Origin of the sequence: Geodermatophilus sabuli (assembly GCF_900215145.1) — a bacterium.
Classification (GTDB): Bacteria; Actinomycetota; Actinomycetes; order Mycobacteriales; family Geodermatophilaceae; genus Geodermatophilus; species Geodermatophilus sabuli.
This window is the reverse complement of the sequence record NZ_OBDO01000005.1, coordinates 88,571-112,584: the sequence shown is the minus strand read 5'-3', so window position 1 is coordinate 112,584 and position 24,014 is coordinate 88,571. Positions and strand designations below refer to the sequence as shown.

Genomic DNA, 24,014 nt, shown 5'->3' with positions numbered 1-24,014 from the left:
CGCGAGCGGTAGGGGGCAAGGAGGTCCTTCTGCCGTTCATCGCGGGGGAACCGTACGCGTCGGAGGCCCGTCCGGTGCGGGGTCGGCCACCGTCGGCGCGGCGGCGTCCTCCTCCTCGACGGCGTCGAGGGTGCCGGGCAGCTGCGGTCGCCGCGCCCCGAGCGCCGGCAGCGGGCGGACGTCGGTGTGGTCCCACGGCCGGGACAGGCCGGCGGCCTCGAGGATCGCGTCGAGCAGCCCGGCGGTGAACCCCCACACGACCATGCCGGCCACCCCGAACGCCGGACCGATGTAGCCGGAGGGGTGGCGGGCCCGGAACCGGTTGGCCGGGTCGGTGAGGTCGGCCAGCGGCACCCGCGCCACCCTGGCCACCTCCCGCGGGTCACCGACGCTGACCTCACGCGGGTCGTCCCACCAGCCGACCACCGGGACGACGAGGTTGTCCGACGGCCCGAGGAACAGCTCCGGCAGGGTCGCGAGCACCCGCACCCCGTCGGGGTCGATGCCGGCCTCCTCCTCCGCCTCCCGCAGCGCGGTGCCCACGGGGTAGTCGTCGCCGGGGTCGACACCGCCGCCCGGGAACGCCGGCTGGCCGGCGTGCGTGCGCAGGTGCGCGGACTTCTCGATGAGCAGGACGTCGGCGCCGCGCGGGCCCTCGCCGAACAGGATGAGCACCGCCGAGCGGCGGGCCGTCGCGGTGGGCCGGGGCATGCGGTGGCGCAGCGGCAGGTCGGCGCCGTGGTCCAGCAACCGGTGCAGGTACGCCGGCAGGTCGTCGGGCCGCTCCCGGTCGCCGGCGGCCGCGCTCACAGCCGCACCCCGAGGTGCTCGGTGACCAGGCCCCGCAGCTCCTCCAGCGAGGTCACCGGGCGCAGCTGCAGGTGGGCGATCGAGCCGTCCGCGTGCAGGAAGTAGGTGTAGGGCAGCCCGCGCAGCCCCTGCTCGATGGCGAGCTCCCCCTCCTCGTCGACGCCGGTGGGCATGGTGACCCCCGCGTCGGCGGCGAAGGCCAGGCCGTTGCTCGCCGGGTCCTGGCTGACCAGGCCGAGGACCCGCAGCCGGTCGCCGGCCTCGTCGGCCAGCTGCTGCACCAGCGGCAGCTCCTCCCGGCACGGCCCGCACCAGCTGGCCCACAGGTTCACCACGGTGGGCGCCCCCTGCGCCCGGCCGAAGGCCAGCCAGCCGCCGCCGAGGCAGTCGACGGTCACGTCGGCGAGCACCTCGCCGCCCGACGCCGGCGCGTCGGGCTGGTCGGGACAGGCCGCGGTGGTGTTCTGCACGGACGGTGCCGACGACGGCGCGGCGCCGTCGTCGGTGCCGTCGGAGCCGCACCCGGCCAGGGTGAGCAGCAGCAGCGCCCCGGCGGCGGCCCTCCCGCGGGCGCTCATTCGGTGTCGGAGGCGGCCGGCGTCTTGACCAGCGTCAGCGCGACCTCCGGATCCGTGGGGCCGATGCCGTAGGACGGGCACCAGCGGGCCAGGCCGCACGCCCCGCAGGCCGCCTTCTTGGCGTGGCAGACCCGCCGGCCGTGGAAGATCACCCGGTGGCTGAAGTCGGTCCACTCCTTCTTGGGCACCAGCTCGGCGACCTCGGCCTCGACCTTGACCGGGTCCTCCTCCGCCGTCCAGCCGAAGCGCCGCACCAACCGGCCGAAGTGGGTGTCGACGGTGAGGCCGGGGACGCCGAAGGCGTTGCCGAGGACGACGTTGGCCGTCTTGCGGCCCACGCCGGGAAGGGTCACGAGGTCGGCCATGCGGCCGGGCACCTCGCCGTCGAACCGCTCGACCAGCGCCTGCGCCAGGCCGAGGGCCGAGTTGGCCTTGGCCCGGAAGAAGCCGGTGGGCTTGAGGATCTCCTCGAGCTCCGCCCGGTCCGCGCCGGCCAGGGCGACGGCGTCGGGGTACTTGGCGAACAGCGTCGGGGTGACCCGGTTGACCGTCTTGTCGGTCGTCTGCGCCGACAGCACCGTGGCGACCAGCAGCTCGAAGGGGTTGGTGAAGTCCAGCTCGCAGTGCGCGTCGGGGTGGATCAGCGCCAGCTCCCGGGCCATCCGCCGGGCCCGTCGGGTGCGCGCCAGCGGCGTCTCCTCGGGGTCGTACGGCACGCCGCCTCGGGCGGCGGCGCGCCGCGCGTGCGGGGGGACCGGGCGTGCGTAGGCGGGCGAGGACACGCGGTCGAGGGTATGCGGGCGAGCTGACGATCTCGGGGCCGTGCCATCATGCAGCCGCTGCGAGCGGGGCATCGGCGCCCGCGGCACGGGGTACACAGGAGTGGTCACGTGCACCGGCCCGGCCGGGGGACGTCCCCGACGAGGATGGAGGAGGAACCGGTGGTCGCCCTCATCGTCATCCTGTTCCCGCCGCTGCTCATCGCCTTCCTGCTGGTCATGGAGCGGGTCGAGGAGCCGCTGCGCCGACCCACCGGGCCCCGAGAGGTCGCCGAGTTCCTCTCCACGGCCAGCCCGGGCGAGGTCGACACGCTGGCCACCTCCGGCATCCGCCGGGCCATGGCGCGCTGGCGCCGACGGCGCTCCTCCCGCGTGCGGCAGGAGGCCGAGCCGCCCGTCGTGTGACGACAGCCCCGGGAGCATCGCAGCGAGCGCCAGCGAGCGAGGAGCGGACCGGGGCGCGGAGTCACACCCGAGGACGTCGTGTGACGACAGCCCCGGGAGCATCGCAGCGAGCGCCAGCGAGCGAGGAGCGGACCGGGGCGCGGAGTCACACCCGAGGACGCCGTGTGAGAAACACCCCGTCCTCCCCACCCTTCGCGAGCTCAGGGCGGGACCCGGGACGGGCCGGCGCGGAGTCACACCCGAGGACGTCGTGTGACGACAGCCCCGGGAGCATCGCAGCGAGCGCCAGCGAGCGAGGAGCGGACCGGGGCGCGGAGTCACACCCGAGGACGCCGTGTGAGGCCGCCACTCCCTCGTCGGGGTGGCCTCACCTCCCACCGATCGGGTGACCACGCGCACAGCCCCCTAGACTCACTGCGGACAGCGCCGCGCCGCAGGCGCGCGCTCTCCGGGAGTCGCCGGTTGTCGGCGTCCCGTGGTCGTGCGAGAGGACGCGTAGTGGACGAGGTGCTGGCCCAGTCCGGGCTCTTCCAGGGGCAGTCGGAAGAGGCGGTGGAAACGGTCCTCAGTCGCCTCGAGACGATCACGCTGCCGCGAGGCCGGGTCGTGTTCAACGAGGGCGAGCCGGGCGACAGCCTGTACATCGTCATGTCCGGCAAGATCAAGCTGTCCCGCCGGTCCCCCGACGGCCGCGAGAACGTGCTCGCCGTCATGGGTCCGTCGGACCAGTTCGGTGAGCTGTCGGTGTTCGACCCGGGGCCGCGCACCGCGACGGCGACGGCGGTCACCGACGTCAAGCTGGCCCGCATGCCGCAGTCGGTCATCCGTCCGTGGATCGAGGCCCACCCGGAGATCGGCGAGCAGCTCCTGCGGGTGCTGGCCCGCCGGCTGCGGCGGACCAACGACTCCGTGGCCGACCTGATCTTCACCGACGTCCCGGGGCGGGTGGCCAAGGCGCTGCTGCAGATGGCCGACCGGTTCGGCAGCCGGGAGGGCGAGGGGCTGCGGGTCAAGCACGACCTCACCCAGGAGGAGCTGGCCCAGCTGGTCGGTGCCTCCCGCGAGACCGTGAACAAGGCGCTGGCCGACTTCGTGCACCGCGGCTGGATCCAGCTGCAGGGCAAGTCGGTCGTCGTCCTCGACGAGGAGCGCCTGCGCCGCCGCGCGCGCTGACCCACTGACGCCGGGAGGCCCCGCTCGCGTGTGCGAGCGGGGCCTCCCGGCGTTGCGGGTCAGGCGGGGAGCGGCACGACCAGCCGGATCCGCGTGCCGTCGGGCAGGACCGCCCAGCGGCCGTCGGGCTGGTCCTCGAAGGTCGGGCTGATCGGCTGCAGCGACTCCGGCGGCGACCCGGCCAGCACGGCCGCCACGTCGGCGAACGGCTCGAGCTGACCGAGGGTGTGGATGGTCGGCGGCAGCATCGGCCGGGTCCCCCCGCGCAGCTCCGCGAGCGCGGCGGACGGGGTCAGCCAGCTCGCCTCGTCGGCCTCGCCCGTGACGTGCCGGGCCTCCTGCCCCACGGGCAGCGCGGCGGCGAAGAACTTGGTGTCGTAGCGCCGCGGCTCCACCGGCGGGGTCACCCAGTGCGCGAACGGCCGCAGCAGGTCAGAACGCAGCGCCAGGCCGCGGTCGGCGAGCAGCTCGGCGAGGGACAGATCCCGGGCCAGCAGGGCCTGCCGCTGCGCCTCCCAGTCGTCGCCGGAGACGTCCGGGACGACGTCGGTGCCGTCCGCCGAGCCGGCGAGCAGGACGCCGGCCTCCTCGAACGTCTCCCGGACGGCGGCGCAGACCAGCTCCCGGGCGGTGCGCTCGTCGCAGCCGAACGCCTCCGCCCACTGCGCCGGCGTCGGCCCCGTCCAGGCGGTCTCGACGTCGGCGTCCCGCGGGTCGACGCCGCCGCCGGGATAGGCGGTCATGCCGCCGGCGAACGGCATCCCGCGGGTGCGCCGCAGGAGGTAGACCTCCAGGCCCGGCGTGCCGTCCCGCAGCAGCAGGACGGTCGCCGCCTGACGCGGCTCGCTCACCGCCACGCCCCCGGCTCGACCCCGGGCTCGTTCCGCTCCCCGGTCGCTGGCGCTCCCGGCGATGCTCGCTCGCCCGTCGTCATCGCAGTTCGACGGTGAGCTCGACCTCGACGGGCGCGCCCAACGGGAGCTCGGCCACGCCGACGGCGCTGCGGGCGTGCCGGCCGGCGTCGCCGAACACGCGCCCGAGCAGCTCGCTGGCGCCGTTGACCACCCGCGGCTGCCCGGTGAAGCCCTCGGCGCTGGCCACGTAGCCGACCACCTTGACGATGCGGGCCACCGAGTCCAGGCCGACCAGGTCGTCGATGGCGGCGAGCGCGTTGAGGGCGCACAGCTTGGCGTCGTGCGCGGCGTCCTCCGGGTCCACCGAGCCGCCGACCTTGCCGGTGCGGCGCAGCCCGCCGTCGACGAACGGCAGCTGGCCGGAGGTCATGACCAGCTGCCCGGTGCGCACCGCCGGCACGTAGGCGGCGACGGGCGCGGCCACCGAGGGCAGCCGGATGCCCAGCTCGGCCAGCCTCGCGTGCCAGCTCTGGGTCTGCGGCGTCGTCATGGCCGGGTCAGCTCGCGGGGCGCTTGAGGTACGCCACCGGCTGCTCGGCGCCGGCGGGGCCGGGGAGCACGGTGACCAGCTCCCAGCCGTCGACGCCCCACGAGTCGAGGATCGCCTTGGTGTTGTGGATCAACAGCGGGATGGTGGCGTACTCCCACCGGACACGGGCCGGTTCGCTCATGGCCGCGACGCTAGCGCAGTCCCCCGGCCCCGTCCGGGGCCCGGCTCCCTGCAGGTCCCGCCGCGGCCGGGGGCAGGGGGTCCGTCCACGAGGGGTGGGGAGGGCGGGGTCCTTCTACGCTGATCACCGTGGCCCCCGAACCCCTCCCCGTCCGCTGTCACGTCGTGACCGGCAAGGGCGGGACCGGCAAGACGACGGTGGCCGCCGCCCTCGCCCTCGCGCTGGCCGCTGACGGTCGGCACGTCCTGCTCGTCGAGACCGAGGGCCGGCAGGGCATCGCCCAGCTCTTCGACACGCCTCCGCTGCCCTACGAGGAGCGGCGGGTGGCGGTGACCCGCGGCGGCGGGGAGGTCAAGGCCCTGGCCATCGACGTCGAGGAGGCGCTGCTCGAGTACCTCGAGATGTTCTACAACCTGAAGCGGGCCGGCCGGGCGCTGCGCAAGATGGGCGCCATCGACTTCGCGACCACGATCGCGCCGGGTCTGCGCGACGTGCTGCTCACCGGCAAGATCAAGGAGGCGGTCACCCGCCGCCGCGACGGCCACCGCGTCTACGACGCCGTCGTCGTCGACGCCCCGCCGACGGGCCGGATCACCCGCTTCCTCGGCGTCACCGCGGAGGTGGCCGGGCTGACCCGCTCCGGCCCCATCAAGACCCAGAGCGACGGCGTGATGGCGGTGCTCAAGTCGCCGCAGACCGCCGTGCACCTGGTGACGCTGCTGGAGGACATGCCCGTGCAGGAGACCGCCGACGCCATCGCGGAGCTGACCGGGGCCGGCCTGCCGGTCGGCTCCGTGATCGTGAACATGGCCACCGAACCGCTGCTGCCCGAGGAGCAGCTGGAGCGCGCGGCCGCGGCGCGGCTCACCGGGGCCGACCTCGCGCCGGCCCTCGCCGCCGCGCACGTGCACGACGGCACGGCCATCGCCGACGCGCTCGCCGCCCAGGCCGTCGAGCACGCGCAGGGCTGGGCCGCGCAGGACGAGCTGCGCGACGAGGTGGCCGCCCTCGACCTGCCCACCGTCGAGCTGCCCCTGCTGCCCGGCCCCATCGACGTCGGGGCACTGTTCGAGCTGGCCGGACGGCTGGAGGAGCACCTGCGGACCGAGGTGGCGGCATGAGCGAGGCAGCGGAGCAGCCGGCGGTCGAACGGCACCACCGCCACCCCCGGCCGGCCGCACCCCCGCCGCCCGAGGCGCTCCCCCTCGACCTCGCCGAGCTGATCGCGGACCCGGACACCCGGATCGTGGTCTGCTGCGGCGCCGGCGGCGTGGGCAAGACGACGACGTCGGCCGCGCTGGCCCTGGCCGCGGCGGAGGCCGGCCGCACCGTCGTCGTCCTGACCATCGACCCGGCCCGGCGGCTGGCGCAGTCCCTGGGGCTGGTGGAGCTGGACAACGAGCCCCGGCGGGTCGACGTCCCCGGGGCCAAGGGCGAGCTGCACGCGATGATGCTGGACATGAAGCGCACGTTCGACGACATCGTGTGCGCGCACTCGACGCCCGAGCGGGCCGAGCAGATCCTGGCCAACCCCTTCTACCAGGCGCTGTCGTCCTCCTTCGCCGGCACGCAGGAGTACATGGCGATGGAGAAGCTGGGGCAGCTGCGGGCCACCGAGCAGTGGGACCTCATCGTCGTCGACACCCCGCCGTCGCGGTCGGCGCTGGACTTCCTCGACGCGCCCAACCGGATGAGCCGGTTCCTCGACGGCACGATGATCCGGCTGCTCACCGCTCCCGCCCGGGCCGGCGGCCGGGCCGGCATGCGGCTGGTGGGCGCCGGGTTCCTGGTGTTCAGCCGGATCATCAGCAAGGTCCTCGGCGGGCAGCTGCTGCGCGACATCTCGGCGTTCGTCTCCGCGCTCGACACGATGTTCGGCGGGTTCCGGGAGCGGGCCACCGCGACCTACGAGCTGCTGCGCCGGCCCGGCACCTGGTTCGTCGTCGTCGCCACCCCGGAGCCCGACGCGCTGCGGGAGGCCTCCTACTTCGTCGACCGGCTGTCGGTCGAGCAGATGCCGCTGGCCGGGCTGGTGCTCAACCGCACCCACCCGCCCGCCACCACCGGGCTGACCGCCACCCGCGCCGACGCCGCAGCCGAGGAGGTGCTCGAGGCGGGTGGCGAGGGCGCCGAGCTGGCTGCCGGAGCGCTGCGCGTGCACGCCGACCGGATGGGCACCGCCGCCCGCGAGCAGCGGCTGGCCGACCGGTTCACCAGCGCCCACCCGCAGGTCGCCGTCCGCGCGGTGCCGGCCGCCGCGGGGGACGTGCACGACCTCGACGGGCTGCGGGTCATGGCCGACGCGCTGACCGGTCCCGATGACGACACGCCGACAGGAGTCCCACGCACCCGCGTGCTCCCAGCGCGCCGTCGCTGACGGCGACGTCATGGACACGTCGGCACGTACATTTGCCCGCGATGTCTGCCGCCGCCCCTGCCCGCGCCCGGGTCCTCGCGAAGCTCGCCGCGACGATCATCCTCGCCGGAGCCCTGCTCGCCGGCATGCTGCTGCCCTTCGTGGGCGGCGGAGGCGTGGTGGCGCGGAACTCCGCGTCGCTGCTCGACGCCCTCCCGGTCGAGCTCACCGACGCGGCCCCGGCCGGCAACACCCGGGTGCTCGCCGCCGACGGGTCGCTGATCACGACCTTCTACACGCACAACCGGACGCCGGTGGAGCCCGACCAGATCGCCGACGTCATGAAGCGGGCGCTGGTCGACATCGAGGACTCGCGCTTCTACCAGCACAACGGCCTGGACGTGCAGGGCACGCTGCGGGCGCTGGTGACGAACGTGGCGGCCGGGTCGGTCCGCGAGGGTGGCTCGACGCTGACCCAGCAACTGGTCAAGCAGACCCTGGCCGAGACGGCCGCGACGCCCGAGGAGCGGCAGGCCGCCACCGAGGAGAGCCTGGGCCGCAAGCTCAAGGAGGCCCGGCTGGCCCTCGCCCTGGAGGAGCAGTACTCCAAGGACGAGATCCTCACCCGGTACCTGAACATCGCCTACTTCGGGCAGGGCGCCTACGGCATCCAGGCCGCGGCGCAGAAGTACTTCAGCGTCGACGCCGCCGACCTCACCCTCCCCCAGGCGGCGATGCTCGCCGGGCTGGTGCAGAGCCCGGCCAACGACGACCCGATCGCCAACCCGGAGAACGCGCAGGTCCGCCGCAACCAGGTGCTGCAGCGGATGTTCGACCTGGAGCACATCAGCCAGCAGGAGCTCGACGAGATCTCCGCCTCGCCGGTCGTCGTCCAGGAGGGCGTGGCGCCGCCCAACGGCTGCGTCAACGCCGCCCTCGGCGGGTTCTTCTGCGACTACCTGTACGGCTACCTGACCGAGACGCTGGACCTCAGCGACACCGAGATCCGCAACGGCGGCTGGACGGTCCAGACGACGCTGCGCCCGGACATGCAGGCCGCCGGCGACCAGGCGGTGCTCAACACCCTCGCCATGGGCGACGAGCTGGTCGGCACCTACACCGCGGTGGAGCCGGGCACCGGCCACGTCCTGGCCATGTCGGTCAACCGGCGGTACGGGTGCGACGAGGCCGACTGCGAGTCGGTGAACTTCAACGTCGTCCCGAGCAAGGGCGCGGGCTCGACGTTCAAGGTGTTCACCGCCGCCGCCGCGCTGGAGGAGGGCTACTCCAAGCACTACACGATCACCACCGGCGACCGGTACACCTCGCGCGTCTACAAGGACGGCCGCAGGCCGTACTCGGTGCCCAACGCCGGCCGCTACCCCGCGACCCTGGACATGACCCGGGCGCTGTACATGTCGTCCAACACCTACTTCCTGGCGCTGGAGGACCGGCTCGGGTCGGTCGAGGGGCCGGTGCGGATGGCCGAGCGCATGGGCATGCACTTCGACGCGCCCAACCAGTTCCCGGCCGAGACGATCATCGCCGAGAACCGCGGCTCGTTCACCTTCGGCGCCGACGCGGTCAGCCCGCTGGACCTGGCCAGCGCCTACTCCACCCTCGCCGCCAGCGGCACCCGCTGCGACCCGACGCCGGTCACCGCGATCCTCGACCGGCACGGCGAGCCGCTGACCCGCGACGGCGAGCCGGTGGTGGAGGACGACAACTGCACCCCCGAGGCGGTCCCCGCCGGGGTCGCCAACACCCTGAACCAGATGCTGCGCGGCGACGTCGAGCCCGGCCACCCCGGCCAGACGGCCGAGCGCGCCTACATCCCGGGCCACCAGATCGCCGGCAAGACCGGGACGATCAACAACAACGCCTCGGTCACCTTCGTCGGCTACACCCCCGAGTTCACCGCCAGCGTGATGGTGTTCAACTCGGTGGCCGACCGCAGCGTCGGGGGCTTCGGTGGCGGTAAGGGCGCCACCATCTGGCACGACGCGATGGCGCCCGTCCTCAGCGGCCGCCCCATGGTGGAGTTCCCCGCGGAGGACGCCGTGGTGGCCAACGGCGACACCCGCGAGGTGCCCTCCTGCTCGTCGGAGGACGACTGCCGCAGCGCGCTGGAGGCCGCCGGCCTGGAGTCCACCACCGTCGCCGTGGACAGCGACCAGCCGGCCGGCACCCTGCTGGGCACCGACCCGGTCGCCGGCTCCCGCGCCACGCCCGAGCAGGTCGTCGCCATCCAGGTGAGCAACGGCTCGGGCTCCGTCGCCTCGGCGCCGGACGCCGGCACCGGGCAGGTGCCGCCGGACGGCGGGACGGTCCCGGACGGCGCCACCACCCCGGGAGCCGGCAACGGTCCCGGTGGCACCCTCTCCCGAGGCGGGATCGGCCCCGTGGGTGGGGGCGGTGGGAACTGACCCCCACGCCCGGCCCCACGACGTCCCCGGCGACCGGCTCCGGTCCCGGGGACGTCGCACGTCCGGGGTCGCTCAGCTGCCGCCACGCCGCGGCTCGCCGCACCCGCGCGCGGCCGGGCGGCACCGGGTTCAGCCGAGCTGGCGGCGGACCTCGGCGGCGACCCGGCCGCCCTCGGCCCGCCCCGCGACCTCGCCCTGCACCGCCCCCATGACCCGACCCATGTCCTTCATGCCGGCGGCTCCGGTGCGGGTGATCACGTCGGCGACGAGAGCCGCGAGGTCGGCGTCCTCCAGCTGGGCGGGCAGGTAGCCGCCGACGACCTCGCCCTCGGCGCGCTCCCGCTCGGCCTGCTCCGAGCGGCCCGCGGCGGCGAAGGCCTCCGCGGCCTCCCGACGCTTCTTGGCCTCACGGCGCAGCACCGCCTGGACCTCGTCGTCGGTGAGCTCGCGGGCCTCCTTGCCGGCCACCTCCTCCGCGGTGACGGCGGTCAGCACCATCCGCAGCGTCGCGGTGCGGAGCTCGTCGCGGGACTTCATCGCGGTGGTCAGGTCGGCGCGCAGCTGGTCCTTGAGGTCGGGCACGACGAGATCCTCCTCGCTGGCGCTCGTCGGTGTCGTGCCCGACAGCGCTGTCTCCACTGGTGACCCCGCACACTCGGTCGGGTCCCAGCCTGGCACGGCGGGCCCGACCGGTGCCCCCGTACCCTGGGCTCCCGTGCGCGCGACCACCGCCGTCCCCTCCGCCGTCCTCGCGTCGGCGACCGCCGGGATCGCCTACGCCTCCCTCTACGAGCGCAACCGCTGGACGTTGCGCCGCTTCGACGTCCCGGTGCTCCCACCGGGCGCAGAGCCGCTGCGGGTGCTGCACCTGTCGGACCTGCACATGACCGCGGGCCAGCGGTCGAAGCAGGCGTGGGTGGCCTCGCTGGCCGCCCTCGAGCCGGACCTGGTCGTCGACACCGGCGACAACCTGGCCGGGAACGACGCCGTCCCGGGCACCCTGCGGGCGCTGGAGCCGCTGCTGGAGCTGCCCGGCGCCTTCGTCCTGGGCAGCAACGACTACTTCGCGCCGAAGCCTAAGAACCCGCTCAAGTACTTCAAGCGCCACCACAAGCGGGTGCACGGCGACCCGCTGCCGTGGCGGGACCTGCGCGACGGCCTGACCCGCCGCGGCTGGCTGGACCTCACCAACGCCACCGGTGAGCTGGTCGTGCGCGGCCGGCGGATCCTGTTCGGCGGCGTGGACGACTCGCACATCCGCCGGGATCGCTACGACGAGATCGCCGGGCCCGCCGACGCCGCCGCCGACCTGCGGATCGGGCTGGCCCACTCCCCCGAGCCCCGCGTGCTCGACCGGTTCGCCGCCGACGGCTACGACCTGCTGCTCTGCGGCCACACCCACGGCGGGCAGCTGCGCATCCCGCTCTACGGCGCGCTGGTGACCAACTGCGGCATCGACCGCGACCGGGTCCGCTGGCTGCACCGCTGGGCCGAGGCGACGCCGGAGCAGCCCTCCGGCACCTGGCTGCACGTGTCCGCGGGCCTGGGCACGAGCCCCTACGCACCGGCCCGCTTCGCCTGCCCCCCGGAGGCGACGCTCCTCACCCTGACCGCCCGTCAGGCCTGAGATCGGCGTCGGCTAGACTCGACGCGTACCTCGGGGTGTGGCGCAGCTTGGTAGCGCGCGTCGTTCGGGACGACGAGGTCGCAGGTTCAAATCCTGTCACCCCGACCAGTGCTCAGGGGCCGCCGCGAGGCGGCCCCTGAGTCGTCTCCCGGGTCGGGTGCCGGGTGTCCGGGGTTCGGCGGCTCGCCGCCGGGGCACCGGGGAGAGCGATGACCGAGTGGCTGCTCCTCCTCGCCGCCGTGGCGCTGACCGCGCTGACCGGCTTCTTCGTGGCCGCCGAGTTCTCCCTGACCACCGTGGACCGCGGCCGGGTCGAGGAGGCCGCGGCCGGCGGGGACCGGCGCGCTCACGGGGTGGTGAAGGCGCTGCGCTCGCTGTCCACCCAGCTGTCGGCCGCCCAGCTGGGGATCACCCTCACCACGCTGGTCGTCGGGTACCTCGCCGAGCCCGCCCTGGGGCACCTGCTGCACGGCCCGCTGGAGGCCCTCGGTCTGTCCGACGGCGCGGTCACCGGCGTCTCCTACGGTCTGGCCCTGGCCCTGGCGACCGTGCTGCAGATGCTGCTCGGCGAGCTCGGTCCCAAGAACCTGGCGATCGCCAACCCGCTGGCCGTGGCCGCCGTCGTCGCCCCGGGCATGCGGGCCTTCACCCGGGTGTCCGGCCCCGTGGTGAACGGGCTGCAGAGGGTGGCCAACGCGATCGTCCGCAGGCTGGGCATCGAGCCCCGGGAGGAGCTGGACGCCGCTCGCGGCGCCGACGAGCTGGCGGCCGTGGCCCGTCGCTCCGCCGAGGAGGGCGACCTCTCCCCGGTCGCCGCGCGGCTGCTGCAGCGCTCACTGGCGTTGCGGCAGAAGTTCGCCACCGACGTCATGACGCCGCGCACGCGGTTGTGGGCCCTGCGGGCCGGCGCCACCGCGGCCGACGTGATCGCCGTGTCCGTCGAGTCGGGGAAGTCCCGCTTCCCCGTCTACGGCGCCGACCTCGACGAGGTCACCGGCGTGGTGCACGTCAAGCACGCCGTGGCCGTCCCCGAGGCGGAGCGGTCCACCCGCACCGCCGGCGAGCTGGCCGCGCCGGTGCTCGCGGTCCCGTCGTCCCTGCAGCTGGAGCGGCTGATGGACCTGCTCCGCGAACAGGGCCTGCAGATCGCCGTGGTCGTCGACGAGTGGGGCGCCACCCACGGCGTGGTGACGCTGGAGGACATCGTGGAGGAACTCGTCGGCGAGATCTCCGACGAGACCGACCGGCCGCTGCGCATGCTGCGCAGGGCCGACGACGAGACCTGGTTGCTGTCCGGGCTGCTGCGCCCCGACGAGGTGCGCGACCGCACCGGGGTGCCGGTCCCCGAGGGCCGCTACGAGACGCTGGCCGGGTTCCTCGCCGAGCGGCTGCAGCGGCTGCCCGAGGTGGGTGACACCGTGGACCTCGAGGGCGCCCGGCTCGTCGTGGAGAGCCTCGACGGCCGGCGGGTGGCGCGGGTGCGCGCCGAGCGGGTCGACGTGCCCGTCGAGGTGGCGGCATGAGCGACGCCGTCAGCCTGCTGGTCCTGGTCGCGCTGCTGCTGGGCAACGCGTTCTTCGTGGCTGCGGAGTTCGCCCTGGTGTCCGCCCGCGTCGACCAGATCGAGCCGCGCGCCGACGCCGGCTCCTCGCGCGCGGTCAAGACCCTCGCCGCGATGCGCAACGTCTCCCAGATGATGGCCGGCGCGCAGTTGGGCATCACGCTGTGCTCGCTGGGTCTGGGCGCGGTCGGCGAGCCGGCGGTCGCCCACCTCATCGAGGCGCCGATGGCGGCTCTCGGCGTCCCCGAAGGGCTGCTGCACCCGATCGCGCTGGTGATCGCCCTGTCGATCGTGACGGTGCTGCACATGGTGCTCGGGGAGATGGTGCCCAAGAACGTCACCATCGCCGGCCCGGACCGCGCCGCGCTCGCGCTGGGGCCACCGCTGGCGGCGCTGGTGCGGCTGCTCAAGCCGTTCATCTGGTTCTTCAACACCGTGGCCAACGCGTTCGTCCGGCTCTTCGGCGTCCAGCCCACCGACGAGGTGACCGCCAGCTTCGACGAGGCCGAGATCCGCTCGATGATCACCCAGTCCCGGAAACAGGGGCTGCTGGGTACCGAGGTCAGCGAGCTCGCCGCAGGGGCGCTGACGTTCGAGCAGCACGAGGTCGAGTCGGTGCTGCTGCCGCTGGACCACGTGGTGACCGTGCCCCGGGCGACGACGCCGCGCCGGCTGGAGGGCGTCGTCGCCGAGCACGGCTTCAGCCGCTACCCGGTGCGCGGCGAGGACGGCGCGCTGCTGGGGTTCGTGCACGTGAAGGACGTGCTCGGCGTGGGGGACGCCGACCGCGACCGGCCGATCGGCGACGACCTCATCACCCCGCTGGTGCCGCTGGCCCCCCACGCCGGGCTGCCTGACGTGCTCTCCGAGATGCGCACCCAGGGCGCCCACCTCGGCCACGTCGTCCGGGACGGCGCCACCGTCGGCGTCGTGGCCCTGGAGGACGTCCTCGAGCGGCTGATCGGTGACGTGCGCGACGCCGCGGTGGAGCACCCCGGGGTCGCCGCGCAGGCGGGTGCCGGCGCCGGGGGAAGATGAGCAGGGAGCGAGCTCGCGAGCTCCCCATGACACAGCAGTGCCGCACGAACGCGGCGACGAGCGCCAGCGAGGAGACCGCGTGAGTGCCGAGCCCGCCGCCGAGTCCGGCGTGATCATCCCCGAGACGCCGACGCCCTCCGCCGCCATCCTCCCGCCCGAGGTCACCGCCCGGTGGCAGGCCCGGTTCCGCGCGCCACGGGTCAGCCTGCCCGAGTGGGCCCGCGACGCCCCGCACCGCTGCCTGTACTCCTCCGACGTCAGCGGCGTCATCGAGCAGTACGCCTGGGACCGGACCACCGACGCCCACCGGCAGGCCACCGACCGCGCCAACGGCACGCTCATCGGCACCCTGAGCCCCGACGGCGAGACCATCTGGTGGTTCGCCGACACCGACGGCGACGAGTTCGGCGTCTGGATGGTGCAGCCCTTCGCCGGTGGCGACGACCGGGTCGCCGTCCCCGAGGTCGGACCGGCCTACCCGGCGGGCCTGGAGATCGGCACGCGGGTGGTCGCCGTCGGCCGCTCCACCGACGACGGCTCGGAGCTGTGGCTGGCCCCGGCGGGCGGGACGCCGCGGGTGGTCTACCGGCACGAGGACCCCGCCTCGGTCGACGCGCTGACCCACGACGAGGACCTGCTGGTCATCTCGCACTCCGAGCACGGTGACCCCCGCTACCCGGCGCTGCGGGTGCTGCAGGCCTCCGACGAGGCCGTGGTCGCCGAGAAGTGGGACGGCGAGGGGCGCGGACTGCACGCGCTGGAGTTCGTCCCCCTGCCCGGCGACCGGCGGCTGCTGGTCGGCCACGAGCGGCGCGGGCGGGAGGAGCTGCTGGTCTGGGACGTCGGCACCGACACCGAGACCGAGATCGTCCTCGACCTGCCCGGGGACGTGACCGCCGGCTGGTACCCCGACGGCTCGGCGCTGCTGGTGGGCCACGACCACGCCGCGCGCAGTGAGCTGTACCGCTACGACCTGGCCACCGGGGCGCTGCAGCAGCTGGACACCCCCCACGGCGTCGTCCGCGGGGCCACCGCGCGCCCCGACGGCACGGTGGAGCTGGCCTGGTCCAACGCCGAGCGCCCGCCGGTGATCCGGCGGGCCGACGGGCCGGTCGTGCTGGCCGCGCCGGGCGAGGAGCCGCCGGCCGCCTACCCGGTGGAGGACCGCTGGGTGCCCGGCCCGGGCGGGGACGTCCACGCCCTCGTCGTCCGGCCGGCGGGGCCCGCGCCGTACGCCACCGCGTTCCTGGTGCACGGCGGTCCGGAGGCCGCCGACGACGACTCCTACCGCGCCCGCCGCGCCGCCTACGTCGACGCCGGGTACGCGGTCGTGCACGTCAACTACCGGGGCTCGACCGGCTACGGCAGCGTCTGGCGGGACGCCCTCACCGGCCGTCCCGGGCTCACGGAACTGGAGGACGTCGCCGCCGTGTACGACGCCCTGGTGGCCGAGGGGTTCGTGGACCCGTCGCGGGCGCTGCTGTCCGGGGGGTCGTGGGGTGGCTTCCTCACGCTCCTGGGGCTGGGCACGCAGCCGGAGCGCTGGGCCGCGGGGATCGCCGAGGTGCCGGTCGCGGACTACCTGGCCGCCTACGAGGACGAGATGGAGGGCCTGCGGGCCTACGACCGCGCGCTGTTCGGCGGCTCTCCGGAGGAGGTGCGTGACGTCTACGTCCGCTCCTCCCCGATCACCTACGTCGACGCCGTCCGCGCGCCGGTGCTGGTGGTCGCGGGGGCCAACGACCCCCGCTGCCCCATCCGGCAGATCGACAACTACCTGGGCGAGCTGCAGCGGCTGGGGAAGCCGCACGAGGTGTACCGGTTCGACGCGGGCCACGGCTCGCTGGTCATCGAGGAGACCATCCGCCAGGTCGAGGTCGCGCTCAGCTTCGCGCTGCGGAACGTCCGGCCCTGACGGGTCGAGGGGCAGAAATGGCCATTTCTGCCCCTCGACCCGTCAGCGGGACGAGGCGATGAGCTCGGCGATCTGGACGGTGTTGAGCGCGGCGCCCTTGCGCAGGTTGTCGTTGCTGACGAACAGCGCCAGGCCGCGGCCGTCGTCGACACCCGGGTCCTGCCGGATGCGGCCGACGTAGCTCGGGTCCTGCCCCGCGGCCTGCTGCGGCGTCGGGACACCGGTGAGCTCCACGCCCGGCGCCCCCGACAGCAGCTCGGTGGCGCGTTCGACCGAGAGCGGCCGGGCGAACTCCAGGTTCAGCGACAGCGAGTGCCCGGTGAACACCGGCACCCGCACGCAGGTGCCGGACACGCGCAGGTCGGGGATGCCGAGGATCTTGCGGCTCTCGTTGCGGAGCTTCTGCTCCTCGTCGGTCTCGAACGTGCCGTCGTCGACCAGCGAGCCGGCCATCGGGAGCACGTTGAACGCGATCGGCCGGACGTACTTGACCGGCTCGGGGAAGGTCACCGCCGAGCCGTCGTGGGTCAGCTCGGCGGCCTTGTCGACGACGGCCTTGACCTGGGTGTCGAGCTCCTCGACGCCGGCCAGCCCGCTGCCGGAGACCGCCTGGTAGGTGCTGGCGACGATCCGGACCAGCTGGGCCTCGGCGTGCAGCGGGGCGAGCACCGGCATGGCGGCCATGGTCGTGCAGTTCGGGTTGGCGATGATGCCCTTGCGCACCTCGCCGAGGGCGTGCGGGTTGACCTCGGCGACGATCAGCGGCACGTCGGGGTCGCGCCGCCACGCGGAGCTGTTGTCGATCACGGTCACGCCGGCCTCGGCGAACCGCGGCGCCTGCACCCGGGAGGTGGTGGCGCCGGCGGAGAACAGCGCGACGTCCAGCCCGGTGGGGTCGGCGGTGGCGGCGTCCTCGACGGTGATCTCGCCGTCGCCCCACGGCAGGGTGCTGCCGGCGGAGCGGGCGGAGGCGAAGAAGCGCAGCTCGCTGATCGGGAAGTCGCGCTCGGCGAGGATCTGGCGCATGACCCCGCCGACCTGGCCGGTGGCGCCGACGACGCCGACGCGCAGGCCGTGGCTACGAGGAGTCGCTCCGTGGGAGGTCATCGTCCGGTCCCTCCGTAGACGACGGCCTCGGCCTCGTCCGTGCCGAGGTCGAAGGCGTCGTGCACCGCGCGGACGGCGAGGTCCACCTCGGTGTCGCGGCACACCACGGAGATGCGGATCTCCGAGGTGCTGATCAGCTCCAGGTTGACCCCGGCGTCGGCGAGCGCGCCGAAGAACCGCGCCGAGACGCCGGGGTGCGAGCGCATCCCGGCGCCGACCAGCGACACCTTGCCGATGTGTTGGTCGAAGCGGATGTCGGTGTAGCCGACGGTGTGCTTGACGTGCTCCAGCGCGGCCAGCGCGGCCGGGCCGTCGCTCTTGGGCAGCGTGAAGGAGATGTCGGCGAGCTTGCTCGCCTCGGTCGACACGTTCTGCACGATCATGTCGATGTTGATCTCGGCGTCGGCGAGCACGCGGAACAGCTGCGCGGCCTCACCGGGCCGGTCGGGCACCCCGTAGACGGTGATCTTGCCCTCGGAGCGGTCGTGCGCGACGCCGGTGATGATGGCCTGTTCCACCGTGGGGTCCTCCATCGAGCCGGTCACGATCGTGCCGGGGAGCTGGGAGTAGGAGCTGCGGACGTGCACCGGGATGCCGTAGCGGCGGGCGTACTCGACGCAGCGGAGCATGAGCACCTTCGCGCCGGAGGCGGCGAGCTCGAGCATCTCCTCGTACGTCACGGTGTCCAGCCGCTGGGCGTTCGGGACGATCCGCGGGTCGGCGGTGAAGACGCCGTCGACGTCGGTGTAGATCTCGCAGACGTCTGCCCGCAGTGCGGCGGCGACGGCCACCGCGGTGGTGTCCGATCCGCCGCGGCCGAGCGTCGTCACGTCCTTGGTGTCCTGGCTGACGCCCTGGAACCCGGCGACGATGACGATCGCGCCCTCGTCGAGGGCGTCGCGCAGCCGGCCGGGCGTGACGTCGATGATCCGCGCCTTGCCGTGGCTGGAGGTGGTGAGCACCCCGGCCTGCGAACCGGTGAACGACCGGGCCTCGTACCCGTGGGTGTTGATCGCGATCGCCAGCAGCGCCATGGAGATGCGCTCGCCGGCGGTGAGGAGCATGTCGAGCTCGCGACCGGGCGGGTCGTCGGTGATCTGGGCTGCCTGGTCCAGCAGCTCGTCGGTCGTGTCGCCCATGGCGGAGACCACGACGACGACGTCGTTGCCGTCCTTCTTGGCCGCCACGATGCGCTCGGCGACGCGCTTGATGTGCGCGGCGGAGGCGACGGATGATCCGCCGTACTTCTGGACGACGAGGGCCACGGGTCCACAGGCTACCGACGTCCGCGCCCGGCGTGCTTGCGCGCCCCGGGTCGGGGCGATGTGATCACCATGTGGAGGATCCGGAGCGGTGGCTGCTGACGGCCGAGGAGCGGGGCAACCCGGCCACGGCCCTGCCCGCCTGGACGGCGGGCAACCTCGCCGAACCGCTGGTCCACGGGGTCGAGTACTTCGACCGACTGGTCACCGAGGTCGAGACACTCGGCGAGGGCGACCAGCTCTGGTTCACCGACTGGCGCGGCGACCCCGACGAGCGGCTGCGCGAGAACGGCCCGACGGTGGCCGAGCTGTTCGAGGAGGCGCTGCGCCGCGGGGTGGCCGTGCGCGGGCTGGTGTGGCGTTCGCACATCGACGCGATGTCCTTCAGCGGCGCCGAGAACCGCGCCCTGGACGACGAGGTGGAGCACGACGGCGGGCAGGTGGTGCTCGACCAGCGGGTCCGCCGCGGCGGGAGCCACCACCAGAAGCTCGTCGTGCTGCGGCACCGGGACGACCCGTCGCGGGACGTCGCGTTCGCCGGCGGGATCGACCTGTGCCACAGCCGCCGGGACGACGCCACGCACGCCGGCGACCCCCAGCCGCTGGCGATGGCGAGGGCCTACGGGGAGCGGCCGCCCTGGCACGACGTGCAGCTGATGCTGCGCGGCCCGGCGGTGGCGGTGCTGGACACGGTGTTCCGGGAGCGGTGGGAGGACCCGACCAACGCCGACTCGGGCAACCCGCTGGCCTGGGTGCACGACCGGCTGCGGCACGCCCGGCTGGACCCGCCACCACTGCCCCCGCAGCTGCCCCCGCCCCCGGAGGCCGGCCCGCACGTGGTGCAGACGCTGCGGACCTACCCGGCGATCCGGCCGCCGTACGACTTCGCGCCGCGCGGCGAGCGGTCGGTGGCGCGGGGCTACTCGAAGGCGGTTCGCCGGGCGACCCGGCTGGTCTACCTGGAGGACCAGTACATGTGGTCCGGAGAGGTGGCCCGGCTGTTCGCCGAGGCACTGCGCGACAACCCCCGGCTGCACCTGGTCGTGGTGGTGCCACGGGTGCCCGACCAGGACGGCGCGTTCGCCGAGCGGCCGCAGTACGTGGGGCGGTGGCAGGCGATCGAGATGTGCCGGCGGGCCGGGCGTGACCGGGTGCACGTGTTCGACGTGGAGAACCAGGAGGGCACGCCGGTCTACGTGCACGCGAAGGTCTGCGTCGTCGACGACGTGTGGGCCAGCGTGGGCAGCGACAACTTCAACCGCCGCTCGTGGACGCACGACAGCGAGCTGTCCTCAGCGGTGCTGGACACGACCCGCGATCCCCGGGAGCCCCGGGACCCGCGCGGTGACGGTGAGGGGGCCCGCGTGTTCGCCCGCGACCTGCGCCTGCGTCTGGGCCGGGAGCACTGCGACCTGGACCCGGACGGCGCCGAGGACGAGGCGCTGCTGGACCCCGAGCGGTTCGTCGCGACGCTGACGTCGCGGGCCGAGGCCCTCGACGCCTGGCACGCCGGCGGCCGCCGCGGCCCGCGCCCGCCCGGGCGGCTGCGGGTGCACTCCGCCGAGACGCTGTCGCGGCTCACCCGCCTGTGGGCCACGCCGGTCTACCGGCTCGTCGACGACCCCGACGGCCGCCCGTGGCGGATGCGGCGGGCCGGCCGGTTCTGAGCCTCCGGCCGGCCGCGCGTCGCGGTCAGGCGCGGTGCCGGCCGCTGTCGGCCGTCGCCGCGCGGTCGCCGTCCGCTGCGGTGGTGGCACTCGCCCGGGCAGCGCCCGCGGCACGCCGGGCCGAGCAGTCGCGCGCGGCGGCGGAGGAGCGGCAGCGGCGGTTCCTCGCCGGCGTCGAGGAACGGCGTCGACCTGCTGTTCCGCTGCGACGGCGCGCCGGACTGCGACGGACTCGACGACCGCTCCGACCCGCCGGTGCACGTGCCCGACTGCCCCGGTGGCTGCGACCTGGCCAGATCCGCTGCTACCGTGGGCACGTGCGCGGCTGCCTCCTGCTTACCCGCCGCGGCGAGGCCCTCTCCTAGGTCGGCTCCCTCGCCGCGGAGTCCGCGCGTCCCCGGCGCTCGCTGACCGCCCCACCGGAGCTGAGTCCAGCCCGCGCCAGAGGAGCGAACCCCCGTGAGCAGGAACATGAGCGAGAACCACCCGCACGTCCGGCACCCCCAGCAGCCCTCGGGCATGCCGATCCACCGCTACGCGCCCTTCACCCCGGTCGTGCTGCCCGACCGCACCTGGCCCGACACGGTCACCACCGCAGCCCCCCGCTGGTGCGCCGTCGACCTGCGGGACGGCAACCAGGCGCTGATCGACCCCATGACGCCCGACCGCAAGCGGCGGATGTTCGAGCTGCTGGTCCGCATGGGCTACAAGGAGATCGAGGTCGGGTTCCCCGCGGCCAGCCAGACCGACTTCGACTTCGTCCGCCAGCTCATCGAGGACGACCTGGTACCCGACGACGTCACCATCCAGGTGCTGACGCAGGCCCGCGACGAGCTGATCGAGCGCACCTACGAGTCGCTGCGCGGCGCCAAGCAGGCCATCGTCCACCTGTACAACTCGACGTCCACCCTGCAGCGGCGGGTGGTGTTCGACTCCGACCGCGCCGGCATCGTCGACATCGCCGTCCACGGCGCGCAGGTCGTGCGCAAGCTGGCCGAGCAGATGACCGGCACCGATATCCACTTCGAGTACTCGCCGGAGTCCTTCACCGGGACCGAGCTGGACTTCGCCGTCGAGGTCTGCAACGCCGTCACCGACGTCTGGGAGCCCACCCCGGACCGGCCGACGATCATCAACCTGCCGGCCACCGTGGAGATGGCCGAGCCCAGCGTCTACGCCGACCAGATCGAGTGGATGCACCGCAACCTGGGCCGCCGCGACGCCGTCGTGCTCAGCCTGCACCCGCACAACGACCGCGGCACCGCCGTCGCCGCCGCCGAGCTGGGTCACCGCGCCGGCGCCGACCGCATCGAGGGTTGTCTGTTCGGCAACGGCGAGCGCACCGGCAACGTCGACCTGGTCACCCTGGGCCTGAACCTGTTCAGCCAGGGCATCGACCCGCAGATCGACTTCTCCGACATCGACGAGGTGCGCCGCACCGTCGAGTACTGCAACCAGCTGGGCGTGCACGAGCGGCACCCCTACGGCGGCGACCTGGTCTACACGGCCTTCTCCGGCTCCCACCAGGACGCGATCAACAAGGGATTCAAGGCCCTGGCCGCCGACGCCCGGGCGGCGGAGAAGCCGGTCGATGACATGCCCTGGGCGGTGCCCTACCTGCCCATCGACCCCAAGGACGTCGGCCGCAGCTACGAGGCCGTGATCCGGGTGAACAGCCAGTCCGGCAAGGGCGGCGTCGCCTACATCATGAAGACCGAGAACCACCTGGACCTGCCTCGCCGGCTGCAGATCGAGTTCAGCGCCGTCGTCCAGCGGCACACCGACGACGAGGGCGGCGAGGTGACCGCCCGGCAGATGTGGGCGGCCTTCTCCAGCGAGTACCTGCCGGACCCCGACGCGCCGTGGGGCCGCTTCGCCCTGGCCGGTCACCGGCACACCGCGCACGGCGACCAGCTGGACGAGATGGTCGTCGAGCTCACCGACAACGGCGTCCCGGTCACGGTCGAGGGCCGTGGCAACGGGCCGATCGCCGCGTTCGTCGACGCCCTGAGGTCCGTCGACGTCGACGTCCGGGTGCTCGACTACGCCGAGCACGCCATGTCCGCCGGCGGCGACGCCCGGGCGGCGGCCTACGTCGAGTGCGCCGTGGGCGACCGGGTGCTGTGGGGCGTGGGGATCGACCCGAACATCGTCAGCGCATCGCTGCGCGCGGTCGTCTCGGCGGTGAACCGGGCCCAGCGGTAGTAGGAAGTCCGGGTGAGGGCGTCGGAGAACCCCGAGCCCGGACGACGGAGGGGTGTGAGCAGCAGCCCGGGGTCGCGCGCGGTGGCACCACCGCCCGACCCCGGGCTGCTGTCCCTCTACGACCGGGCGCTGCCCGAGGTGTACGGCTACCTGCTCGCCCGCTGCGGCCACCGGGCGCTCGCCGAGGACCTCACCGCCGAGACCTTCCTCGCTGCCGTCCAGGCGCAGGCCGGTGGCGGCACCCCGGTCACGGTGCCGTGGCTGATCGGCACCGCCCGGCACAAGCTGGTCGACCACTGGCGGCGGCGGGAGCGCGAGCAGCGCAGCCTGCACCTGCTCCAGGAGGCGGACCGGGCCGAGGACCCGTGGGACGTCGAGCTCGACGCCCTGCGCACCGAGCAGGTGCTCGAGCAGCTCAGCCCACAGCACCGGGCCGCGCTCACCCTCCGCTACGTCGACGACCTGCCCGTGCCGCGGGTCGCCGCACTCCTGGGCCGCACCGTGCACGCCACCGAGGCGCTGCTGGTCCGCGCCCGCACCGCCTTCCGTCGCGCCTACGAGTCCACGGGAGGTGCCCGGTGACCGATCCTGAGCGGCCCTTCCGGGCCCTGCGCCGGCCCCCGACGCCGGTCGACCCCGATCCCCGCTTCGCCGCCGAGCTCCGCGACCGGCTGCGCCGTGCCCTGCTCGCCCGACAGTCGGTCGCCGTCCCCACCCCGACCACCGATCCAGCCGGAGGTGCCCCGATGTCCCAGCTGATCCCCTACCTCGCCGTCCGTGACGCCCGCGCGGCGATGTCCTGGTACGCCGACGCGCTCGGCGCCCGGGTGGTGGGTGACCCGTACGTCTCCGACGACGACCGCATCGGGCACGCCGAGCTCGACGTGGGCGGCGCGGTGCTCTACCTCGCCGACGAGTACCCGGAGCTCGGGCTGAGCGGGCCGGACCACGGCCGGGTCAGCGTCTCCCTGCACCTGTCGGTGCCCGACGTCGACAACGCCGTGGCGCGCGCCGTCGCGGCCGGGGCGACCGTCGAGCGCGAGCCGTCCGACGCGCCGTACGGGCGCATCGGCGTCGTGCTCGACCCGTTCGGGCACCGCTGGATGCTGCAGACGCCGGCCCCGTCGCCGGTCGCGGCACGCCCGCCGGTCCACCCCGGGGACACCGTCTACCTGACCCTCCGCGTGCCCGACGGCGCCCGCGCCCGCGACTTCTACGAGGCGGTGCTCGGCTGGTCGATGGGCCCCGGGCGGGTGGAGGACGGCTGGGAGGCGCCGGGCCAGACGCCGATGGTCGGCCTGCACGGCGGCCAGGTGGTCGACCTCGGGGCCGTGCCGATGTACGCCGTGGACGACATCGAGGTCGCCGTCGCCGCGGTCCGCACCGCCGGCGGGCAGGCCGGCGAGATCGAGCGGCAGTCCTACGGCCTGTCGGCGTACTGCCGGGACGACCAGGGCCTGCCGTTCTGGCTGGGCCAGCTCGGCTGAGCCGGCCGCTCGTCGCCCCCGCGGGGGATCACG

General features: G+C 74.3%; 22 protein-coding genes and 1 tRNA gene. 14 read left to right on the top strand and 9 right to left on the bottom strand.

Translation table 11 applies throughout. The annotated features are described in order from the left end of the window. Window positions 1-36 precede the first annotated feature (36 nt). From CRP39_RS12795 to nth, 3 genes are read right to left on the bottom strand one after another with little or no spacing between them, the layout of a single operon-like run. Window positions 37-810, bottom strand: coding sequence for an NUDIX hydrolase (locus tag CRP39_RS12795; RefSeq protein WP_097206774.1), 774 nt, complete (start codon window positions 808-810; stop codon window positions 37-39). Beyond that, window positions 807-1,388 carry a TlpA family protein disulfide reductase gene (locus tag CRP39_RS12790; protein WP_097206773.1) on the bottom strand — a complete coding sequence of 194 codons (582 nt, stop codon included), beginning with the start codon at window positions 1,386-1,388 and terminating at the stop codon, window positions 807-809. Before CRP39_RS12790 ends, CRP39_RS12795 begins: the two co-directional genes overlap by 4 nt. Beyond that, window positions 1,385-2,170 (bottom strand): endonuclease III, encoded by a 786-nt coding sequence (gene nth / locus CRP39_RS12785; protein ID WP_216359720.1) that lies wholly within the window; start codon window positions 2,168-2,170, stop codon window positions 1,385-1,387. Before nth ends, CRP39_RS12790 begins: the two co-directional genes overlap by 4 nt. Window positions 2,171-2,329: 159 nt before the next feature. Here nth and CRP39_RS12780 point away from each other — a divergent pair, with 159 nt between their 5' ends. Together CRP39_RS12780 and CRP39_RS12775 are read left to right on the top strand one after the other, a co-directional pair. Then, complete coding sequence (locus CRP39_RS12780) at window positions 2,330-2,572, top strand: hypothetical protein (protein ID WP_097207006.1); 243 nt, start codon at window positions 2,330-2,332, stop codon at window positions 2,570-2,572. Window positions 2,573-3,070: 498 nt separating this feature from the next. Continuing rightward, window positions 3,071-3,745, top strand: coding sequence for a Crp/Fnr family transcriptional regulator (locus CRP39_RS12775; RefSeq protein ID WP_097206772.1), 675 nt, complete (start codon window positions 3,071-3,073; stop codon window positions 3,743-3,745). A 59-nt stretch (window positions 3,746-3,804) separates the two neighbouring features. Here the strand turns inward: CRP39_RS12775 and CRP39_RS12770 are convergent, their stop codons facing one another. The 3 genes from CRP39_RS12770 to sp36 all read right to left on the bottom strand — a co-directional run bounded on the left by CRP39_RS12770 (window position 3,805) and on the right by sp36 (window position 5,330). Further along, entirely contained in the window at window positions 3,805-4,596 is a 792-nt protein-coding gene (locus CRP39_RS12770) for an NUDIX hydrolase (protein WP_245853822.1), read from the bottom strand. A 79-nt stretch (window positions 4,597-4,675) separates the two neighbouring features. Beyond that, window positions 4,676-5,149: a RidA family protein gene (locus tag CRP39_RS12765; RefSeq protein WP_097206770.1), complete on the bottom strand. Its 474-nt coding sequence runs from the start codon at window positions 5,147-5,149 to the stop codon at window positions 4,676-4,678. 7 nt (window positions 5,150-5,156) lie between these two features. Beyond that, a complete protein-coding gene (gene sp36 / locus CRP39_RS12760) occupies window positions 5,157-5,330 on the bottom strand; it encodes a Sp36 family protein (protein ID WP_097206769.1) in 174 nt (57 codons plus the stop codon). A 128-nt stretch (window positions 5,331-5,458) separates the two neighbouring features. Between sp36 and bagA the strand changes: the two genes are divergently transcribed. Genes bagA through CRP39_RS12745 form a run of 3 tightly spaced genes read left to right on the top strand, consistent with a single transcriptional unit; the run spans window position 5,459 to window position 10,112 of the window. After that, the gene (bagA, locus tag CRP39_RS12755) at window positions 5,459-6,451 is read left to right on the top strand and encodes an ATPase BagA (protein ID WP_097206768.1); all 993 of its coding nucleotides are present in this window, start codon (window positions 5,459-5,461) and stop codon (window positions 6,449-6,451) included. Further along, the gene (gene bagB, locus CRP39_RS12750) at window positions 6,448-7,707 is read left to right on the top strand and encodes an ATPase BagB (protein ID WP_097206767.1); all 1,260 of its coding nucleotides are present in this window, start codon (window positions 6,448-6,450) and stop codon (window positions 7,705-7,707) included. Before bagA ends, bagB begins: the two co-directional genes overlap by 4 nt. A gap of 41 nt (window positions 7,708-7,748) precedes the next feature. Beyond that, complete coding sequence (locus CRP39_RS12745) at window positions 7,749-10,112, top strand: penicillin-binding protein (protein WP_097206766.1); 2,364 nt, start codon at window positions 7,749-7,751, stop codon at window positions 10,110-10,112. A 129-nt stretch (window positions 10,113-10,241) separates the two neighbouring features. Here CRP39_RS12745 and CRP39_RS12740 read toward each other — a convergent pair whose 3' ends face one another. Continuing rightward, entirely contained in the window at window positions 10,242-10,694 is a 453-nt protein-coding gene (locus CRP39_RS12740; RefSeq protein WP_097206765.1) for a GatB/YqeY domain-containing protein, read from the bottom strand. Window positions 10,695-10,827: 133 nt separating this feature from the next. Here CRP39_RS12740 and CRP39_RS12735 point away from each other — a divergent pair, with 133 nt between their 5' ends. From CRP39_RS12735 to CRP39_RS12715, 5 genes are all read left to right on the top strand, one after another. Beyond that, window positions 10,828-11,739, top strand: a complete 912-nt coding sequence (locus CRP39_RS12735; protein WP_097206764.1) for a metallophosphoesterase — start codon at window positions 10,828-10,830, stop codon at window positions 11,737-11,739. 31 nt (window positions 11,740-11,770) lie between these two features. Beyond that, window positions 11,771-11,847, top strand: a tRNA-Pro gene (locus CRP39_RS12730). 101 nt (window positions 11,848-11,948) lie between these two features. Continuing rightward, window positions 11,949-13,262, top strand: coding sequence for a hemolysin family protein (locus tag CRP39_RS12725; protein WP_097206763.1), 1,314 nt, complete (start codon window positions 11,949-11,951; stop codon window positions 13,260-13,262). Next, a complete protein-coding gene (locus tag CRP39_RS12720; RefSeq protein WP_097206762.1) occupies window positions 13,259-14,338 on the top strand; it encodes a hemolysin family protein in 1,080 nt (359 codons plus the stop codon). Before CRP39_RS12725 ends, CRP39_RS12720 begins: the two co-directional genes overlap by 4 nt. Before the next feature lie 79 nt (window positions 14,339-14,417). After that, a complete protein-coding gene (locus CRP39_RS12715; protein ID WP_245853821.1) occupies window positions 14,418-16,253 on the top strand; it encodes a S9 family peptidase in 1,836 nt (611 codons plus the stop codon). Between the two features lie 42 nt (window positions 16,254-16,295). Here CRP39_RS12715 and CRP39_RS12710 read toward each other — a convergent pair whose 3' ends face one another. Both CRP39_RS12710 and CRP39_RS12705 read right to left on the bottom strand, forming a co-directional pair. After that, on the bottom strand, window positions 16,296-17,360 hold the full coding sequence (locus tag CRP39_RS12710) for an aspartate-semialdehyde dehydrogenase (protein ID WP_097206761.1): 1,065 nt from the start codon (window positions 17,358-17,360) through the stop codon (window positions 16,296-16,298). Continuing rightward, on the bottom strand, window positions 17,357-18,625 hold the full coding sequence (locus tag CRP39_RS12705; RefSeq protein ID WP_097206760.1) for an aspartate kinase: 1,269 nt from the start codon (window positions 18,623-18,625) through the stop codon (window positions 17,357-17,359). The genes CRP39_RS12710 and CRP39_RS12705 overlap by 4 nt, the downstream gene beginning before the upstream one ends. Window positions 18,626-18,696: 71 nt before the next feature. Here CRP39_RS12705 and CRP39_RS12700 point away from each other — a divergent pair, with 71 nt between their 5' ends. From CRP39_RS12700 to CRP39_RS12685, 4 genes are all read left to right on the top strand, one after another. After that, window positions 18,697-20,289 carry a phospholipase D family protein gene (locus CRP39_RS12700; RefSeq protein ID WP_097206759.1) on the top strand — a complete coding sequence of 531 codons (1,593 nt, stop codon included), beginning with the start codon at window positions 18,697-18,699 and terminating at the stop codon, window positions 20,287-20,289. Window positions 20,290-20,748: 459 nt separating this feature from the next. Further along, the gene (leuA, locus tag CRP39_RS12695) at window positions 20,749-22,494 is read left to right on the top strand and encodes a 2-isopropylmalate synthase (protein ID WP_245853820.1); all 1,746 of its coding nucleotides are present in this window, start codon (window positions 20,749-20,751) and stop codon (window positions 22,492-22,494) included. 54 nt (window positions 22,495-22,548) lie between these two features. Beyond that, window positions 22,549-23,076, top strand: a complete 528-nt coding sequence (locus CRP39_RS12690; protein ID WP_216359719.1) for an RNA polymerase sigma factor — start codon at window positions 22,549-22,551, stop codon at window positions 23,074-23,076. Continuing rightward, window positions 23,073-23,981: a VOC family protein gene (locus tag CRP39_RS12685; RefSeq protein WP_097206757.1), complete on the top strand. Its 909-nt coding sequence runs from the start codon at window positions 23,073-23,075 to the stop codon at window positions 23,979-23,981. Before CRP39_RS12690 ends, CRP39_RS12685 begins: the two co-directional genes overlap by 4 nt. Window positions 23,982-24,014 lie beyond the last annotated feature (33 nt).

Coding starts and splice junctions, on each gene's coding strand:
- CRP39_RS12790 (WP_097206773.1), bottom strand. CDS start 1,388: ATGAGCGCCCGCGGGAGGGCCGCCGCCGGGGCGCTGCTGCTGCTCACC.
- CRP39_RS12765 (WP_097206770.1), bottom strand. CDS start 5,149: ATGACGACGCCGCAGACCCAGAGCTGGCACGCGAGGCTGGCCGAGCTG.
- sp36 (WP_097206769.1), bottom strand. CDS start 5,330: ATGAGCGAACCGGCCCGTGTCCGGTGGGAGTACGCCACCATCCCGCTG.
- bagB (WP_097206767.1), top strand. CDS start 6,448: ATGAGCGAGGCAGCGGAGCAGCCGGCGGTCGAACGGCACCACCGCCAC.
- CRP39_RS12745 (WP_097206766.1), top strand. CDS start 7,749: ATGTCTGCCGCCGCCCCTGCCCGCGCCCGGGTCCTCGCGAAGCTCGCC.
- CRP39_RS12725 (WP_097206763.1), top strand. CDS start 11,949: ATGACCGAGTGGCTGCTCCTCCTCGCCGCCGTGGCGCTGACCGCGCTG.
- CRP39_RS12720 (WP_097206762.1), top strand. CDS start 13,259: ATGAGCGACGCCGTCAGCCTGCTGGTCCTGGTCGCGCTGCTGCTGGGC.
- CRP39_RS12710 (WP_097206761.1), bottom strand. CDS start 17,360: ATGACCTCCCACGGAGCGACTCCTCGTAGCCACGGCCTGCGCGTCGGC.